General features: G+C 58.5%; 5 protein-coding genes. 2 read left to right on the top strand and 3 right to left on the bottom strand.

Annotated elements, in window-relative coordinates:
- Nucleotides 1-37 precede the first annotated feature (37 nt).
- Entirely contained in the window at nucleotides 38-3,907 is a 3,870-nt protein-coding gene (locus tag EDC26_RS02625; RefSeq protein ID WP_279432675.1) for a GH36-type glycosyl hydrolase domain-containing protein, read from the bottom strand.
- Between the two features lie 565 nt (nucleotides 3,908-4,472).
- On the opposite strand from EDC26_RS02625, the gene EDC26_RS02620 reads away from it, so the two are divergent.
- Nucleotides 4,473-13,397 carry a glycoside hydrolase family 94 protein gene (locus EDC26_RS02620; RefSeq protein WP_341802604.1) on the top strand — a complete coding sequence of 2,975 codons (8,925 nt, stop codon included), beginning with the start codon at nucleotides 4,473-4,475 and terminating at the stop codon, nucleotides 13,395-13,397.
- A 27-nt stretch (nucleotides 13,398-13,424) separates the two neighbouring features.
- Here EDC26_RS02620 and EDC26_RS02615 read toward each other — a convergent pair whose 3' ends face one another.
- Both EDC26_RS02615 and EDC26_RS02610 read right to left on the bottom strand, forming a co-directional pair.
- On the bottom strand, nucleotides 13,425-15,575 hold the full coding sequence (locus EDC26_RS02615) for a phosphocholine-specific phospholipase C (protein ID WP_132579723.1): 2,151 nt from the start codon (nucleotides 15,573-15,575) through the stop codon (nucleotides 13,425-13,427).
- 76 nt (nucleotides 15,576-15,651) lie between these two features.
- A complete protein-coding gene (locus tag EDC26_RS02610; protein WP_132579722.1) occupies nucleotides 15,652-16,815 on the bottom strand; it encodes an NAD(P)/FAD-dependent oxidoreductase in 1,164 nt (387 codons plus the stop codon).
- Nucleotides 16,816-17,086: 271 nt separating this feature from the next.
- On the opposite strand from EDC26_RS02610, the gene EDC26_RS02605 reads away from it, so the two are divergent.
- A complete protein-coding gene (locus tag EDC26_RS02605) occupies nucleotides 17,087-17,626 on the top strand; it encodes a peroxiredoxin (protein ID WP_132580070.1) in 540 nt (179 codons plus the stop codon).
- Nucleotides 17,627-17,842 lie beyond the last annotated feature (216 nt).

Below are 17,842 nucleotides of genomic sequence, written 5' to 3'. Positions count from 1 at the left end.
ACTCCTTATGTAATGAAACGTGCAACGCGGGTGTCGACTATATACGGACTTCAAGGCGATGAGTTTGCTTGTCGTCGGCCAGCTTGATCGCCGAACCCGGCTGTGCGATACCGTCCAGGGTCATCATCGCGTCCCCCTCTTTCGAGTGCATGAGCACGGTCATGCGATAGGTCGTTTGACGGTAACGATAAACCAATTCGAACGAATCCCAGCTGTCGGGCACACAGGGGGCAAAATGCAATTGATCGGCGTCGACCCTCAGGCCCAGAAGCGACTCCGTGATGAACTGGTACATCCAGCCGGCCGACCCGGTGTACCAGGTCCAGCCGCCGCGCCCCACGTGAGGCGCCAGCGAATACACATCGGAGGCCAGCACATAGGGCTCGGTTTTGTAGGTGGCAATCGCCGCGGCCGATCCCGCGTGATTCACCGGATTGATCATCGTGAACAACTGCCAGGCCCGATCGGCGTCGCCCAGCGCGGCAAACGCCATGGCGGACCAGACGGCGGCATGCGTGTACTGCCCGCCATTTTCACGCACTCCGCGCAGATAGCCCTTTATGTAGCCGGGATTGGGCTCAAATCGGTCGAACGGAGGGTCGAGCAATTGAATCAAGGCCGCATCGCGGCGCACCAACTGCTGATCGACGGCGTCCATCGCCTGGCGCGCGCGCGCCAGGTCCGCGGCGCCGGAGAGAACCGACCAGCTTTGCGCAATCGAATCGATGCGGCATTCCGCATTTTCGCGCGAACCCAGCACCGATCCATCGTCAAACCAGGCGCGGCGGTACCATTGCCCATCCCAGCTGCATGCTTCAATTGCCGTGCGCAAACGAGCCGACTCGGCAATACACTGCCGGGCAAACTCAGGGTCGTTGTGGCTTTGGGCCAGCGCGCTGAATTTAGTCAGCACCGAGCACAGGAAAAATCCAAGCCATACGCTTTCGCCTTTGCCTTTGGCCCCCACCAGGTTCATGCCGTCATTCCAGTCGCCCGCACCCATCAAGGGCAAGCCATGGCTCCCAAAGCGCAAGCCATGTTTGATGGCGCGCACACAGTGCTCATACAGGCTGGCCTGCTGATTCGACTGTTTGGGAAGTTCGTAACAAGACTCCTGATCGGCCCCGAGCGGACTGCCGTCCAGAAAATAAACGGGTTCGTCCAGCACCTTGATGTCGCCGGTGACCTGTACATAGCGACAGGCCACCAAGGGCAACCAGAGATAGTCGTCCGAACAATGGGTGCGTATGCCCTGCCCTGCGGGCGGATGCCACCAATGCTGCACATCGCCTTCGGGAAACTGGCGCGAGGCGCTAAGCAGCAGATGCTCGCGCACTTGCGCGGGCGCCGCATGGACCAGCGCCATCACATCCTGCAACTGATCGCGAAAGCCAAAAGCGCCACTGGCCTGATAAAAAGCGGTGCGTCCCCACAAGCGGCAGGCCAGAATCTGATAGACCAACCAGCCATTGGCAAGCAGATTAAGAGATGGGTCTGGCGTATTGACCTGCACAACGCCAAGGGTGTCTACCCAGTATCGCTCGACGGCGTCCAGTGCCTGCCGCGCGCATGCCGCACCGCGTGAGTCTTGAATCAGATCAAGCGCCGCCTGAGCATTTTTTTCGGCCCCCAGGCGGAAAACAATTTCGCGTTGTTCGCCTCGGCCCAGTTCAAAGGGCAGACGGATGGCGGCGCACGGATCGAGCGCCGGGCCTACCCGGCCGTCCAGAGCAGGCTGTCCCATGGCCGCCGGATGGCGCAAATCGCCGTCCGCGCCCAAAAATGAGGCGCGATCGCCCGTGGCGCTACCCTGCCCCGCATCGTCGGCCGCGAAAAACGCCGTGCGTCCGGGAAACCCGGTGTTGTAGGCGTTGTGCGCCAGCACAGCACCGCTGGCCGGATCGGTGTGGGTGATGACGTGCATACGTGTTTTCGCGGATTCATCGCCAAGCACCCATTCCACATAGCCCGTCACAGACAGGCGGCGGGCACGGCCCGACATATTGCACAGCCGCAACCGCGCGAATTTGATGGGCGCATCGATCGCCACATACACGCATAGTTCAGAAGCGATTCCATCTTCGCTGTGTTCAAAAACGCTATAGCCACGGCCATGCCGGCTTATGTAAGGCGCGGATCCGCCCGCGGGCGACGGCGTAGGCGACCAGAAGCGGCCGCTTTCTTCGTCGCGCACGTAATACGCTTCGGTATTGCTGTCGCTCACCGGATCGTTGGACCAGGGGGTTAGGCGAAATTCGTGCGAATTTTCACTCCAAGTATGTGCGCTGCCGCTTTCGGTGATGAGGCTGCCAAAGGAGGAGTTGGCCAAAACATTGACCCAGGGCGCCGGCGTCATTGCGTCCTGTGTGGTCCTGATGACATATTCGCATCCGTCTGTGGTGAATCCCCCCAGCCCGTTGTCAAAAACCAGTTCGCGTTCGGGCAGGGCCACAGCAGGCGACGATGAGGCGGCACCCACAAGGGGTGCCGCTACAGGAACGCGTCCTGGCCGTTTGGTATGGCCCCGCATGGCCTCCGTGTGGAGGACAATCTGCTGCGCCAGCGCGCCATCGCTGTCGTTGATGACAATGCGGGCGACCGATTGCAAAAGTATCAGGCCTTTATCGTTGATCTGACTGGAAGCCCGCACGTAGATGCCGCCACGCTGGTCGAGCTGACCGGCTTGACCGGCGGCGTCGACCAATTGTGCGATCTGATCCTTCAGAGGCGCCGTTTGCCCGGCGCCGTCTTCGCCCACAATGACCAAGTCGACGGCCAGCCCATGGCGGCTCCAATATGTATGGGCCTGCACCAACTGGCGGACGAGTTCCAGGCCTGCGGAGCGGGTCACGCGCAGCAAGGCAATGGGTAGATCACCCGAAATGGCATAGGGCCACAGGCCCGGCTGACCCAGCTGATTTCTACAAAGCGTGCCGGCATCGGCTCGCCATGACGCACTGGGGTAAATAATGTGGCTGGCCAGGTGTTGATACCACTGCGCTTGAACAGGCGTCGCGTGCAGAGCGCTTTGGACGCTCGTCTCATAGTTGGATGCTTCGGCCAAAACGCGGTCGGTGCGAGATTTATCGCGGTACTTTCCGGCCAATTGCAGACAGGCCTCGCGCGTCTGCCCTACCCCTGTCGCAAAATCCAGTACTGCGGTTTTACCTGGGTCGATCGAAACACGACAGCGAATCGCCGCGACCGGATCAAGCACCGGGCCGGCACTGCCCGACAGGTTCTGTCCCGCATCCAGCGCCTGCGGACAGGCCACGGAACGGCCGCGGCCGATGAAACGCAAACGATCCGTCTCAAAGGATATCCGGCCCTTTACGGGCGTATGCGCCTTGAGGGTATGAAACATGAGCGGCGTGGACTCGCCCACGGCGCGCGGCCGTCGGCGCCCCAAAACAGTCTGATCGTCCGCGATAATTTCAGTTTCGACAAAGAGCTTGTTGAACGCCTGATGGGCGGAGTCGGTGGCCGGCTGACTAAGGACTACTTCGAGGTAACTGGTCAGTTCCAGTGTTTTCCTCTGCGTAGAACGGTTCGTAATGGAAAGACGGCGCAATTCGACGTCATCGTCTTGCGAAACGACTATATCGCTGCGTGTTTCGACGTCGCCGTCCGTCCGGCGAAATACCGCGCGTCCCGCCGAAAAATCGACCGCGTAGCGATCCGCCGACTGTCGCGTCGGCTGATGGCCCGCCGACCAGAGGTGATTGCTTTCGGTGTCGCGTATATAGAAAAAGGCGCCCCACTGATCGCGGGTCTCGTCTTCTCGCCAACGATTGACGGCAAGACCGTTCCATAGGCTGTAGCCGCCTCCACCGCCAGTCACCATGACGTGGTACCTGCCGTTTGAAAGCAAGTGCGTGTACGGTGAATTCGGCTGATGGACAGTCATGGATAAGCCTCGCATTGAATGATGGGTGGCGTCAGCATGGCACTGCTGATGTTTCCCCGTTCTGTTAGTCAGGCTGACACGAATCCAGTTCCCTGAGCGCACAGGCAATCGGCGGCGTACGGCCTCTACAGGGTACACCAAAAGCTGCAACTTTCTGTACGCTACCCGTCGTATAGCCGCCCGCAGCGCAGCTCTGCTCCGATTTCATCACTACGTAACATTCAGACGCAAATATCTTCGGGGTGCGTGGCGTATCATCGTAGTTGGTCCGGTCGCCAGCCGGCTGGCCGGGTGCCAAAACAAATGGCACCCACAAGGGGTGCCGCTACGGGCATAGCAGAGATGCCGCTACAAAGACGTGCCCGCCGCTAATGTAGCGGCAGCCCTCGTGGCTGCCATTTATCTTGGCAATCAAGACGGTATCTGCAAATGACGCCTACGGAAGGTGCTGCTGCAAATGGCACCCACAAGGGGTGCCGCTACAGGCACCAGAGAGATACCGCTACAAAGTCCTATCCGCCGCTACTGGCATCAATGCGAAGACTTGCATAAAGAAGGAGCGAAGTTGAAATCAAATGTCCAGACTATCGCTAAGAATTTGTTCGGCTGGGTAAATTCGGCAGTCAAGCCAAAACACCCGCAGCGCGCGCTGCAACAAGAGCCGCCTCTGCGTTCAGAGCTGTTTAGTGCGCATCAGATGGAGCAGCACGGCCAACGCCTTGCCAGCTCGCATAAACTAAGCAGCGCCTCCGCACAAGATCAACTGCTCGCGCGCCTGTCCGATAACGAGCGCATGCTGGGTGAAGCCTGCGCGCTGCTGCTCACTGCGGTTGAGGCAAACCGCCAAGTTGAGCCTGCCTCGGAATGGCTGCTGGATAATTTCTACTTTATCGAAGAACAGATTCGAACCGCCAAACGGCACTTGCCAAAGGGCTATAGCCGCGGCCTGCCTCGATTATCGAAAGGCGTGTCGGCCGGCTTGCCCAGGGTGTATGACATTGCACTTGAAATCACCTCGCACAGCGACGCCCGCCTTGACCCCGAAAGCTTAAGCCGCTTCGTGGCCGCTTACCAAAAAATTACCCCCCTTAAATTGGGCGAGTTATGGGCGATACCCATTATGCTGCGCCTGGCACTTATCGAAAATCTGCGGCGGGTAGCCGTTTGCCTACTGGACAATCGAAATAGCCGGAACCTGGCCGGCATATGGGCCGACCGCATGAGGCAGACGGCCGAGAGCGACCCCACCAGCCTGATTCTGGTCATCGCCGACATGGCGCGTTCCGACCCGGCCATGGCGGGTTCTTTTGTGGCCGAACTGGCGCGGCGCCTGCAAGGCCAAGGCCCGGCGCTCGCTTTGCCCCTGACATGGATCGAACAGCGTCTTGAGCAGTCGGGCGCCAGCATCGAGCAATTGATATCGGCGGAAGTCCGGCAGCAAGCGGCCGACCAGGTGTCCATCAGCAACAGCATCGTCAGCCTTCGGTTCCTGGCAACCATGAACTGGCGCGAATTTGTAGAAACCATGAGCATCGTTGAACGAATCCTGGAAAAGGACCCCGTCGGCGCTTATAGCCAAATGGATTTCGGTACGCGCGACAGATATCGCCACAGCGTTGAAAGGATTTCTAAATATTCCCGCTTTTCTGAAGAACAGGTAGCGGAAAAGGCGATCGCGCTGGCTACCGACAGTCTGGTCGAGCACGGCGATAACGCCCGCACGGGCCACGTCGGGTTCTATCTGGTCGACAAGGGGCTGGCTACGCTGGAACGCGACGCCCGCGCAAAACTTGCGTTTATGGAGCGGGTGCACAGACGAGCCAGCCGAGCGCCGCTGTTTTGCTATCTTGGCGGCATAGCGCCACTGACCCTGTTGTTTGCAGGCGGCCTGATCGCAAAAGCCTATTTGGCAGGGATAAGCGGGTGGGCATTGGCGCTGATGGCCGCCTTGTCGGTTGTTGGCGCCAGCCACTTGGGCATCGCCTTGTTTAACTGGTTATTCACTGTGCTGGTGCAACCGAAACCGTTGCCGCGCATGGATTTTTCCAAAGGCATCCCGTCCGAGTCGCGCACCTTGGTGGTTGTCCCCACCATGCTCGTGGATCTCGATGAAATCGATAATTTGAGCAGCATGCTCGAGGTCCGCTTTCTGGCCAATCAGGATAAGCACCTGCATTTTGGCCTGCTGACCGATTTTACGGATGCACAAACTGAAGACCTGCCGCAGGATGATTCCTTGCTTGAGCGCGCCAGGGATAATATCAATGAGCTGAATCAAAAGTACAGTAGAGGCGACGAAGATATTTTTTTCCTCTTTCATCGCTCGCGTCGCTGGAATCCGCAAGACAAGATCTGGATGGGGTACGAGCGCAAGCGCGGCAAGCTATCCGATTTGAATGGATTCTTGCGCGGCAGTTCAGACGACGCCTTTTCGTGTGTGGTGGGCAGGACCGAAGCTCTCTCGAACGTCAAATATGTGATTACGCTGGACACCGACACGCAGTTGCCGCGGGACGCGGCGTGGCGGCTTGCCGGCGCGATGGCGCATCCGCTAAATCAGGCTCGCTACGATAGCAAAAAGGGCCGCATCACCGAAGGCTATGGAATTTTACAGCCACGCGTGGCTGCCAGCCTGCCGGCATCGGGCGCATCGCTCTATGCGCAATTGTGTAGCGGAGAGCCCGGCATCGACCCTTACACACGCACCGTGTCGGATGTGTATCAGGATATATTTCACGAGGGCTCGTTCATAGGCAAGGGAGTCTACGACGTCGATGCCTTTGGACGGGTGCTCGATCATTGCATACCGGAAAACGCGGTGCTTAGCCACGACTTGCTCGAAGGCTGCTATGCCCGCTGCGGGCTGCTGAGCGACGTCCAACTGTATGAAGAAGAGCCGTCCCGATATAACGCGGATGTCAGCCGGCGGCATCGCTGGATTCGTGGCGACTGGCAACTGACAGGGTGGCTTCTTCCTCGCAGCCCGCGTGTCGACGGCAAACGCCCGAAGAACCCGCTATCGGCCTTGTCGCGCTGGAAAATATTGGACAATCTGCGTCGCAGCATCGTTCCGCCCGCGCTGGCGTTGCTGCTGATCCTGGCCTGGACAATGATGCCAAACCCCTGGTTCTGGACTGAGGCGGTACTGGGCATCCTGTTCATACCGCCATTCATGGCTTCCTTGCTTGACCTGCTGCGCATGCCCGACGATGTATTGCTCAGGCAGCATCTTGCCACGTCAATGCAATCGGCGGGCCGCCGCTTCGCGCAGTCGGGGCTTACGCTGGCCTGCCTGCCCTACGAAGCGTTCTACAGCCTGGACGCCGTTTTGCGCACTCTTTGGCGGGTGCGGATCAGCCATAAGCGGCTGCTCCAGTGGAATCCATCGAGCCAACCCAACCACGATGATGCCGGCTCGAACCTGGGCAGCGCATATGCGGCGATGTGGGTTGGGCCTGTTCTGGCGGCTGGCACCGGTTTTTACCTGGCCCGCTGGCAGCCCGAGGCGCTAATCCTTGCGGCTCCCTTTTTGCTGCTGTGGCTCCTGTCCCCCGCCCTGGTCTGGTGGCTCAGCCGGCCTCTTGCCACCGGCAAGATCGCCTTGACGCCCAAACAAGCCCTGTTTCTGGGCAGGCAGGCCCGCAAAATGTGGGCTTTCTTTGAAACTTGGGTCGGGCCCGACGATAATTGGCTGCCTCCGGATAATATCCAGGAGCATCCTGTCGAGAGCATCGCACATCGCACGTCGCCCACCAATATCGGGCTAGCCTTGCTGGCCAATCTGGCTGCCTGCGATTTTGGCTACATCCCGGCCGGCCTGATGATGGAGCGCACCGGCAATTCCCTGCGCACGATGGCCGTCATGGAGCAGCACCAAGGCCATTTTTATAATTGGTACGACACCCAGAGTCTGCAGCCGCTGCACCCGTACTATATTTCGACAGTCGATAGCGGCAACCTGGCCGGGCACCTGCTGACCCTGCAATCAGGCCTGCTGGGCACGGTTCATCAAACTATTTTCGTCGAGCATTTTTTCGAAGGCTTGCGCGACGCTTTCAACGTATTGCTGGGCACTCTGGAAAACAAATTGCCCAGCTCACTGGCGATCTTTGAAAAAGATCTCGAATCAGCCTGCAAGAACCGCCCTGCCACACTGTGGGCGGTTCGCGATACGCTCGATCGCATGGCTCTGGCGACTACACTTTATTGCGCCAGCCTGGATCCCGATCTGGACCCGGAGACAAGCCGCTGGAGTCAAGCCCTGAACAGACAATGCCAGCAAGCATGCGATGAGCTGGCGTTTCTGGCGCCTTGGGCCGAACCCGGAGCGCCCACTCAGTGGTTGACGCAATTTCCCGAATTGAACCTGATCCCCACGCTGCACGAGCTTAGCCAATACGAAACGGTGTTGTGGCCCGAGCTTGAGCGGCAGCTTGAATCAAGCATTGCGCCCGATCAAAAAGAGTGGCTGAACAAAGTGGCCACATGGCTGCCGCAGGCTACCCAGAGAGCCCAAGAGCGCATTGGCACGCTGACACAACTTGGCCTTCAGGCGTGCGAACTGGCGCGCATGGATTACGATTTCCTGTACGACAAGAGCAATCATCTGTTGACGATCGGTTATAACGTCGACGAGCGCCGCCGCGACGACAGTTTCTACGATTTGCTGGCCTCGGAAGCCAGGCTATGCACCTTTGTCGGAATAGCTCAAGGCCAATTACCCCAGGAGAACTGGTTTTCGCTAGGCCGGCAATTGACTGCAGTCGGTGGTGAACCCACGCTCCTGTCGTGGAGCGGATCAATGTTCGAATATCTGATGCCGCTGCTGGTCATGCCTACGTTTGACAAGACCCTGCTTGACCAGACTTACAAGTCGATGGTGAAACGGCAGATAGAGTATGGCGCGCGACGCGGCGTGCCGTGGGGGGTTTCGGAAAGTGGCTTCAATACTCTGGATGCTAACCTGAGCTATCAGTACCGCGCGTTCGGCGTGCCTGGCCTGGGCCTCAAACGCGGGCTGGCCGATGATCTGGTCGTGGCTCCGTATGCCTCGATGCTGGCCTTGATGGTTGCACCTGCCGAAGCCTGCCGTAATTTACGACGCCTGTCGGCCGAAGGATTCGAGGGCCGGTTCGGTTTTTTTGAAGCCATCGACTTTACGCCTTCACGCCTGCCTCGCGGTAAATCCTGTGCCATTATTCGGTCGTTCATGTCCCACCATCAGGGTATGGGTTTCCTGTCGCTGGCGTATGTATTGCTGGACAGGCCCATGCAGAAACGCTTTGAAGCCGACCTGTCGTTCCAGGCGACCCTGCTCCTGCTGCACGAGAAAATCCCCAGGGCCGCCGCATCGTATGCAGAACACACCGAGCTGACGGTCATACGCAGCGTTATCTCACCGGGGCTGGAAACATCGGCGCGTACCTTCAGTAACCCCAACACGCCTGTTCCCGAGGTACAGCTCTTGTCAAACGGCCGCTATCACGTCATGGTGAGCGCCGCCGGCAGCGGCTATAGCCTCTGGAAGGATTTGGCCATCACCCGTTGGCGCGAAGACACCACGTGCGATCAGTGGGGCACGTTTTGCTACCTGCGCGATATCACCGGCACGGCGTTCTGGTCTACAACCTATCAACCGACCCTGAAGCCTCCACGACACTATGAGGTGATTTTTTCGGAAGGAAGGGCCGAGTTCAGCCGCGACGACGCCGACTTCGACACCCATACCGAAATCGTTGTCTCGCCCGAAGACGATATCGAACTGCGCCGTTGCCGTATTATCAACCGCTCCCACACGACCAGAACGATCGAGCTCACCAGCTATACCGAAATCGTCCTGGCGCCGGCCGCGGCCGACGCAGTGCATCCGGCATTCAGCAATCTGTTTGTCCAGACTGAAATCCTTCAATCGGAAGGCGCGATCCTGGGCACCCGCCGCGCGCGCTCGCCCGACGAACACCCGCCCTGGATGTTCCATCTAATGGCGGCCCACGGCGTTGAAGTCGAACATGTCTCCTACGAAACCGATCGCTCCAAATTTTTGGGGCGTGGCAATACACTGCAGTCGCCGCAAGCCATGCGTGTGTCGACCCCTTTGTCGGGAAGCCAAGGCTCGGTGCTCGATCCGATCGCCGCCATTCGCATACGGATCACGCTGGGGCCTCACCGAACAGCCGTCGTCGACATGGTGACGGGCGCCGCGCAAAGCCGCGATGCCAGCCTGGCCTTGATCGACAAGTACCAGGATCGTCATTTGGCAGACCGTGTTTTCGAACTAAGCTGGACTCACAGCCAGGTGGTGCTGCGACAGCTTAATGTGACAGAGGCCGATGCCAATTTATTTGGCAGGCTTGCGAGCTCCATCATTTATCAAAACCCGTCGTTTCGCGCCGAAGCAAGTGTCCTGATCCAGAATCGCCGCGGGCAATCCGGCCTGTGGAGCTATGCCGTTTCGGGCGATTTTCCGATCGTGCTGCTACAGATCAAAGATCCGGCAAACATCGATTTAGTGCGACAGATGGTGCGAGCGCACACGTATTGGCGTCAAAAAGGACTCGCGGTCGATCTGGTCATCTGGAACGAAGACCACGCGGGCTACCGGCAACTATTGCAAGATCAAATCATGGGGCTGATTGCGGCTGCGGTCGAAGCACATATCATCGACAAGCCCGGCGGGATTTTTGTACGCCCCGGCGATCAGATTCCCAATGAAGACCGGATCCTGCTGCAATCCGTGGCTCGCGTCATTATTGCCGATAGCGCGGGGACGCTGTCTGAACAGATCAACCGGCTTGGCGTGGCCGAACTGCGTATCCCCAGATTCGCGCCGGCCAAGAGCTTGCGCGATAGCGTGCCGGATATCCCGAAGCTGCCGCGCCGCGATCTGATTATGGGCAACGGCCTGGGCGGATTCACGCCTGACGGCCGCGAATACGTCATCACCCTCACCCCCGACATGGGTACGCCGGCGCCGTGGGTCAACGTACTGGCCAATCCGGAATTCGGCAGTATTGTTTCAGAAAGCGGCCAGGCGTATACATGGGGCGAGAACGCCCACGAATTTCGCCTGACTCCGTGGGGCAATGACGCAGTCGGCGACCCAAGCGGCGAAGCCTTTTATTTGCGTGATGAAAGCAGCGGCCAATTCTGGTCGCCGACAGCCCACCCCTGCGGCGGCCTGTCGCCCTATATAGCGCGCCATGGCTTTGGCTACAGCGTGTTCGAACATTCGGAAAACGGCATAGATTCGGAACTATGGGTTTATGTGGCGCTGGATGCGCCGGTCAAGTTTTTTGTTTGGAAAATACGCAATGAATCGGGCCGATCGCGCGAGCTTTCGGCCACGGGCTACGTCCAGTGGGTTCTGGGCGACCTCCCGGCCAAATCGGCCATGCACATCGTCACCGAGATCGATCCCGGCACAGGCGCCCTGTTTGCGCGTAACGCGTACAACACCGAATTCACCGGCAGGACTGCCTTTTTTGACCTCGAAGCAGGCAATTCGCCACGCACCATCAGCGGCGATCGCAAGGAGTTCCTTGGCCGCAACGGAACGCTGCAAAGCCCAGCGGCTCTCAAACGCCTGCGGCTATCGGGCAAGGTCGGCGCGGGCCTTGATCCGTGTGCGGCGATTCAGACGTCGTTCGAGTTAAAAGATGGCCAGGAACGCGAGTTTATCTTCAGGCTCGGGGTATCGGGCAGTAGCGGCGACGCCAGTCAGTTAATTCAGCGTTTGCGAGGTTCCATAGCCGCGCGCGGTGAGCTCGATGCGGTGCGCGCTTATTGGCTCGATGCGCTGGGCTCCGTGCAAATCGAAACGCCAGACCGATCGCTGGATATCCTGGCCAACGGCTGGCTTATGTATCAAACCCTCGCCTGCCGTCTTTGGGCGCGCAGCGGCCACTATCAATCGGGAGGTGCATTCGGCTTCCGCGACCAGTTGCAGGATGTCATGGCACTGGTCTACACAAAACCCCAGTTGGTGCGTGACCATTTGTTGCGCTGCGCGGCCCATCAGTTCGTCGAAGGCGACGTACAGCATTGGTGGCATCCTCCCAGCGACAGAGGCGTGCGCACCAAATGCTCCGACGACTACCTGTGGCTGCCGCTGGCGGTCTGCCGCTATGTCGCCAGCACTGGGGACCTTCCCGTTCTTGACGAATCGGCGCATTTCCTTGAAGGGCGCCCGGTCAATCCAGACGAAGATTCTTACTACGACCTGCCCATCCGGTCTGGACAGTCAGCCAACCTTTATCAGCATTGCGTACGCGCCATCGAACGAAGCTTCCGATACGGACGACATGGTTTGCCGTTGATCGGTTCCTGCGACTGGAATGACGGCATGGACAAAGTGGGAGAAAAAGGCCGAGGGGAAAGCGTTTGGCTGGGATTCTTCCTGTTTGACGTGCTCAAACGATTCGCCGACCTTGCACGGACTTACGGCGACTCGTCATTTGCCCAACGCTGCGACAGTGAAGCCGGACAGTTGCAGCAAAACCTGGACGCAAACGGATGGGATGGCGCGTGGTACCGGCGCGCGTATTTCGATGACGGCCGGCCGCTGGGTTCGTCGACCAACTCCGAATGCCAAATCGATTCCATCTCGCAGAGCTGGTCGGTATTGTCCGCTGCGGCAAACCCTGTTCGCGCCCGCACGGCCATGAGCGCGGTCGATAAACATCTGGTCCGGCGCGACGACCGGCTGATTCAACTGCTCGACCCGCCCTTCGAACATTCGGACCTGAATCCGGGCTATATCCGTGGCTATCCGTCGGGAGTCAGGGAAAACGGCGGCCAATATACCCATGCCTCCATATGGGCCGCCATGGCGTTCGCCAAATTGGGCGACAGGCAGCGCACCTGGGATCTGCTGCAGATGATCAACCCCATGAATCACGGATGCTCGGCCCGGGACATCGCCGTTTATAAGGTAGAGCCCTACGTGGTCGCAGCAGATGTCTATGCCGTCTCGCCGCATATCGGACGCGGCGGGTGGACTTGGTACACGGGGTCGTCGGGCTGGATGTATCGGCTGATCCTGGAGTCGCTGCTGGGCCTGCGGGTCGAGGTGGATCAATTGAGCTTCGTGCCCTGCCTGCCTCCAGGCTGGAACACGTTCACGCTGCATTATCGCTATCGCAGCACGATGTATCACATCACCGTGGTGCAAGAAGAAGGTGAGGACGATGTGCCGGAGGAGGCGCCCAAGGATATGACCGAGGAAACCCCCGACGATATGCCGGGCGATGCCGGAGCGGGTGTTGCGACCGGGGCTGAAAATATGCCGAATGATGCCGAAGCGGACGTTGTGACGGATGCCGAAGTAAAAACCATGGTGGAGTCGGTTGTCTATGCCGCAGTCTGTAAATCCCGTTTCATCATCGATGGCATCGAGCAAAAAGGCGAAAAAATTCGCCTCGTCGACGACCAGAAACCGCATACGGTCATAGCCAGAATTTTTGTGCCACCCACGAGGGGTGGCGCTACATGATTCACGGGCACGTCCTTAACTATCGCCTTAATCCGCAACCAGAACCGGCGCACCCGCCGCAGGATCGGTTCGGCTGCCATGGCCCGTTTCCATGTGCCCCGCATAGCGACGTTCGTAATTCGCGTGGCCGACCAGAGTCACCGAAATATCGTACCAATGATGGTTGCTCGCAATATCCCATTCGGAGACGAATCCGGACTCCGGCAATAGCGTTAATTCCCGGGGAGGCGCTCCGTAGGCCTTGTCGGTCAAAACGATGAACAAAGGTTCGGCGGCGCGGTTATTCAGTTCCAGCAGGAAAACACCGGCCTGATTCCTGTACCCGTCGCGGACCGTCAACATGTCAGGCGCCGGGCCGCCATTGACCGCGGCGGCCGCTACGCCTGATGCCGCATCGGGTACCCTCATCCACCCGTTAAAAATGCGAACGAAACCGTTCGGCCCGTATACCGTCCAGGCATATTTTCCCGATCCCGTATCGACAGGAAAGTCATCGGCCAGGGATTTGCCCGCTTCAACCGTGTAACGGCGAGGCGCTTGCGCGGGATCGCTGGAATACGCCCAAAAATGGGCGCCCTGCCCACCCCGATTGTCAAACTCGAGTTGCAGGAGTCTCTTCTTGATATTAACGGTGTCCGTAACCCGAAAATCATAGGGTATGGGCCGCGCAGGCCGCGTACCCGGCTCCTGCGCATGGAAAGCGATTTCATTGCCGGCGGGCGCTTGCGGCTTGGCCAGGCTGCGGCATTGCTCGTCGGCCAGGGCCCGATAGCCTCGCGTGTCGGGCAGGGGCGGCAAGTCGATGTGGCGTGTGGAAAAATCCAGCGCAGCCGTCAAATCGCCGCACACCGCGCGGCGCCAGGCACTGATATTGGGTTCGATCACGCCAAAGCGCTGTTCTATAAAACGAATGACCGACGTGTGATCAAACACCTGGGAGCACACAAAACCGCCCTTGGACCAAGGCGAAATCACGATCATCGGCACGCGGGGCCCGAGTCCATAAGGCAGATTATCGGCCTGATAAACAGGCTTGTGATCGGGATTGACCACCGTGTGCAATTCATCGGCCACCGCGACCGTGCTTTTACCCGAACGCTGGTCGCCTGGCGGTTGCGGCGGCACGATATGGTCAAAGAACCCGTCGTTTTCGTCATACATAAGAAACAAAACCGTCTTGCTCCAGACCTCTGGGTTAGCCGTCAGCGCGTCCAGGGCGCGCGCAACATAGTTTGCGCCATAAGCCGGAGTCCACCTCGGATGCTCGCAGAACGCCGCGGGCGGCAATAGCCAGGAAACCTGCGGCAGCGCATTGTTTTTTACGTCCCGGGCAAGCTGGGCCAAAGGGCGGGCCGTCATGGCACGACGATGCAAGGCCGACCCGTCGGCAGCCTTAACGAAATTCTTGAAATTGGCCAGCACGTTCAGGCCGTAGTTACCTTCGTAATTATCGTGAGGGTCGGTGCCTTCCTGATATATCTGCCATGAGATGCCGGCCTTTTCCAGGCGCTCCGGATAAGTCGTCCAGGTAAAGGCCGGCAGGCCGGGGCGATCGACCAGATCCCGATTATCGATCAAGGGGCCGCCGCCCTTGCCCGATGGATCGTTCGTGCCCGTCATTAAAAATAGGCGATTGGGATGCGTCGGTCCGGGCATCGAGCAAAAATAATGATCGCACACTGTAAAGGCATCGGCCAGCGCATAGTGAAATGGAATGTCCTGGCGCAGGTGATAACCCATCGTCATATCGGTCTTGTAACGTGGCCACTGATCGTAGCGGCCATCATTGAACGCCGCATGTGTTTTGCGCCAGCTGTGATCCAGATCGCCTATGCATTGAGCGCTGGTGGTGCGAGTATCCAGATGAAACGGAGCGATGGTTCCTTGGAAGGCGTCGCTTCGTGGCTGCATCCATACTGTCTGCTTGCCGGCAAGCCGGACAGGAAAACGATCGTTATAGCCTCGTACTCCGCTCAGATGCCCCAGGTAGTGATCGAACGATCGATTCTCCTGCATCAGGACGACGATATGCTCGACATCCTTGAGCGTACCGCTTGCCGAGTGGGCGGAAACAGCCAGCGCCTTGCGGATCGATGCCGGCAAAGCAGCCAAGGCCGTCAATGCAGCGGCCGAGCGTGCCGTACGGTTTAAAAAATCGCGTCGAGTCGACTGATTCATGAGAATCTACCGTTTATCCGGATGATATAATTAACTTTAAAATAACTTAATAATATATTGAAATATATACAGTTATTTAAATAATCCCTCTTTCCGGATAAGGAATTTGATCAATGATGCGCTGATAGCCCATGGCGGACAAATCCAGAGTTTGATAACGACCTTCGCAGATCAGCTCGGCCATCGCCCGCCCTACCGCGGGCGCATGCATCAACCCATGCCCGGAAAAACCCGCCGCCACATAGAAATTGGGCAGGCCGTTAACCCATGGGCCAAGAATCATATTGGTGTCGAGCGCATTCTGATCGTACAAGCCGCTCCATGAACTTTTGAGCTTGACCGCCTCAAAGCTGGGAACGCGATGCGCAATGGCCGGCCACACCACATTTTCGAAATAACCGTGGTCGACATCAAAGTTGAAGCCGCGAGGCTCGTTCCAGTTGGGAACGCCCGCGGTAAAACCACGCCCCTCGGGCCTCATCGCCAGGCGCGCCATGTCCTTGACGTAAGGCAAGGGCTCCACCGGCACGTTGCATTCAAAATAATGATCGAAACGGCGCATCGGGAACACGGGCAAACGCATCCCCGCCATATCCGATACCTGCGAAGCCCAGGCGCCTGCCGCGTTGACGACGACATCGGCGTCGATCCGCCCCCCCGACTCAAGGTCGACGCCACGAGCCAGGTTTGAATCCGAAACTATCCCAACGACACGGTCTTGCACGTATTGCGCGCCCAGCGCGACCGCCTTCTTTCTAATGCCCTGGAGCAGGGAGTTCGGATCCAGCCAGCCATCGTCCGGAGAATAAGCCGCCGCACCGATATCGCCGGTTTCAAGAGACGGGAACTTGCGCTTGAGCGCGTCCCCATCCAATAGCTGGACGTTCACGCCAAGCGCGCTTTGAGTGCGATAATTTTCTTCAAGCACAGGCAGAAATTCCGGCTCGGCAACGAATAGATAACCTTGGCGCTTGATCTGCAGACCCGGCGCCACACCGTCGACGGCCACCTCCCGCTCGAAATCATTAAAAAAGCCGATGCTGTACTGTGACATCCGGATGTTTTCCGGGCTTGAAAAGAGCCGCCTGAAACCTCCAGAAGCCCTTGGCGTGGAGGCCAGGGCGTAGGTAGGGTCGGGTTCGATCACTACCACCCGCCCGGCGCGCGGGTGCCGCATTAAATACAGGGCAATGCTGGAACCGACAAGCCCGCCTCCCACAACCAAAATATCCGCTTTCACTCGTCCGGCGCTCCTTAATCTGTTTTGCCAATATGGCGCCCACAAGGGGTGCCGCTACAAAAACGTACCCGTCAGTACTGTAGTGGCAGCCCTTGTGGCTGCCAAAACCCCAGCAAGCACGCCGGCATCCACCTACGACCCCTTGCATTCCATGCAGGCAGGTTTTAGCATAAGGCTACGACGCAAGCGCATTTTTGCGGGGGCTCGCAACGGCAAACGCACAATGTGATTGCAACGCCTTGGAGAATCAGCCATCAAGCCTCATCTGTCAATCCCCACCCTATTTCACGGACTAGCCGCACTGGCATTGATCGCCCCATTGGCAAGCCAGGCGGCGCTGGAAACCGGTGCCCAGGCTCCGGACTTCAGCGTCCAGGCCACACTGGGCGGCAAGGTCTTTCCTTTTTCTTTGAACGACGCGCTGAAACAAGGCCCGGTCGTCCTGTATTTTTATCCCGCCGCCTTTACAAAAGGGTGCACCATCGAGGCCCACGATTTTGCCGACGCAACCGACGAATACAAACACTATCACGCAACCGTACTGGGTGTGTCGGCCGACAATCTCGATAAGCTGAAGAAGTTTTCGGTAAGCGAATGCCGCAGCAAATTCGCGGTCGGCGCCGACCCTCACGCAAAAATCATCAAGGCTTATGACGCGAAGGCCGCCTTTATGCCCAATATGGCCAGCCGCATCTCTTATGTCATCACCCCCGACCACAAGATCTATTATGAATACAGCAGCATGAGCCCCGACGACCATGTAAAAAACACCATGGCAGCGGTCAAGAAATGGGCTGCGGCTCATCCATAGCGAGGCCCAGGCTAGCCATCTGCTTTTTGGCACCCACAAGGGGTGCCGCTACATGATTCACGGGCACGTATTTGTAGCAGCAGCCCACATGATTCACAGGCACGTATTTGTAGCAGCAGCCCACATGATTCACAGGCACGTATTTGTAGTGGCAGCCCTTGTGGCTGCCATGTTTCCACCATCGGGACACCTTACTTATCGGCAAGCATAGTCGTT

This window comes from Paralcaligenes ureilyticus, from assembly GCF_004346225.1.
Taxonomy (GTDB): Bacteria; Pseudomonadota; Gammaproteobacteria; order Burkholderiales; family Burkholderiaceae_B; genus Paralcaligenes; species Paralcaligenes ureilyticus.
Note: the sequence above shows the minus strand (reverse complement) of the source record. Positions and strands in the feature narration are given on the sequence as shown.

Excerpts from the sequence above, each read along its gene's own strand:
- EDC26_RS02625 (WP_279432675.1), bottom strand. The coding sequence starts at position 3,907 with ATGACTGTCCATCAGCCGAATTCACCGTACACGCACTTGCTTTCAAAC.
- EDC26_RS02615 (WP_132579723.1), bottom strand. The coding sequence starts at position 15,575 with ATGAATCAGTCGACTCGACGCGATTTTTTAAACCGTACGGCACGCTCG.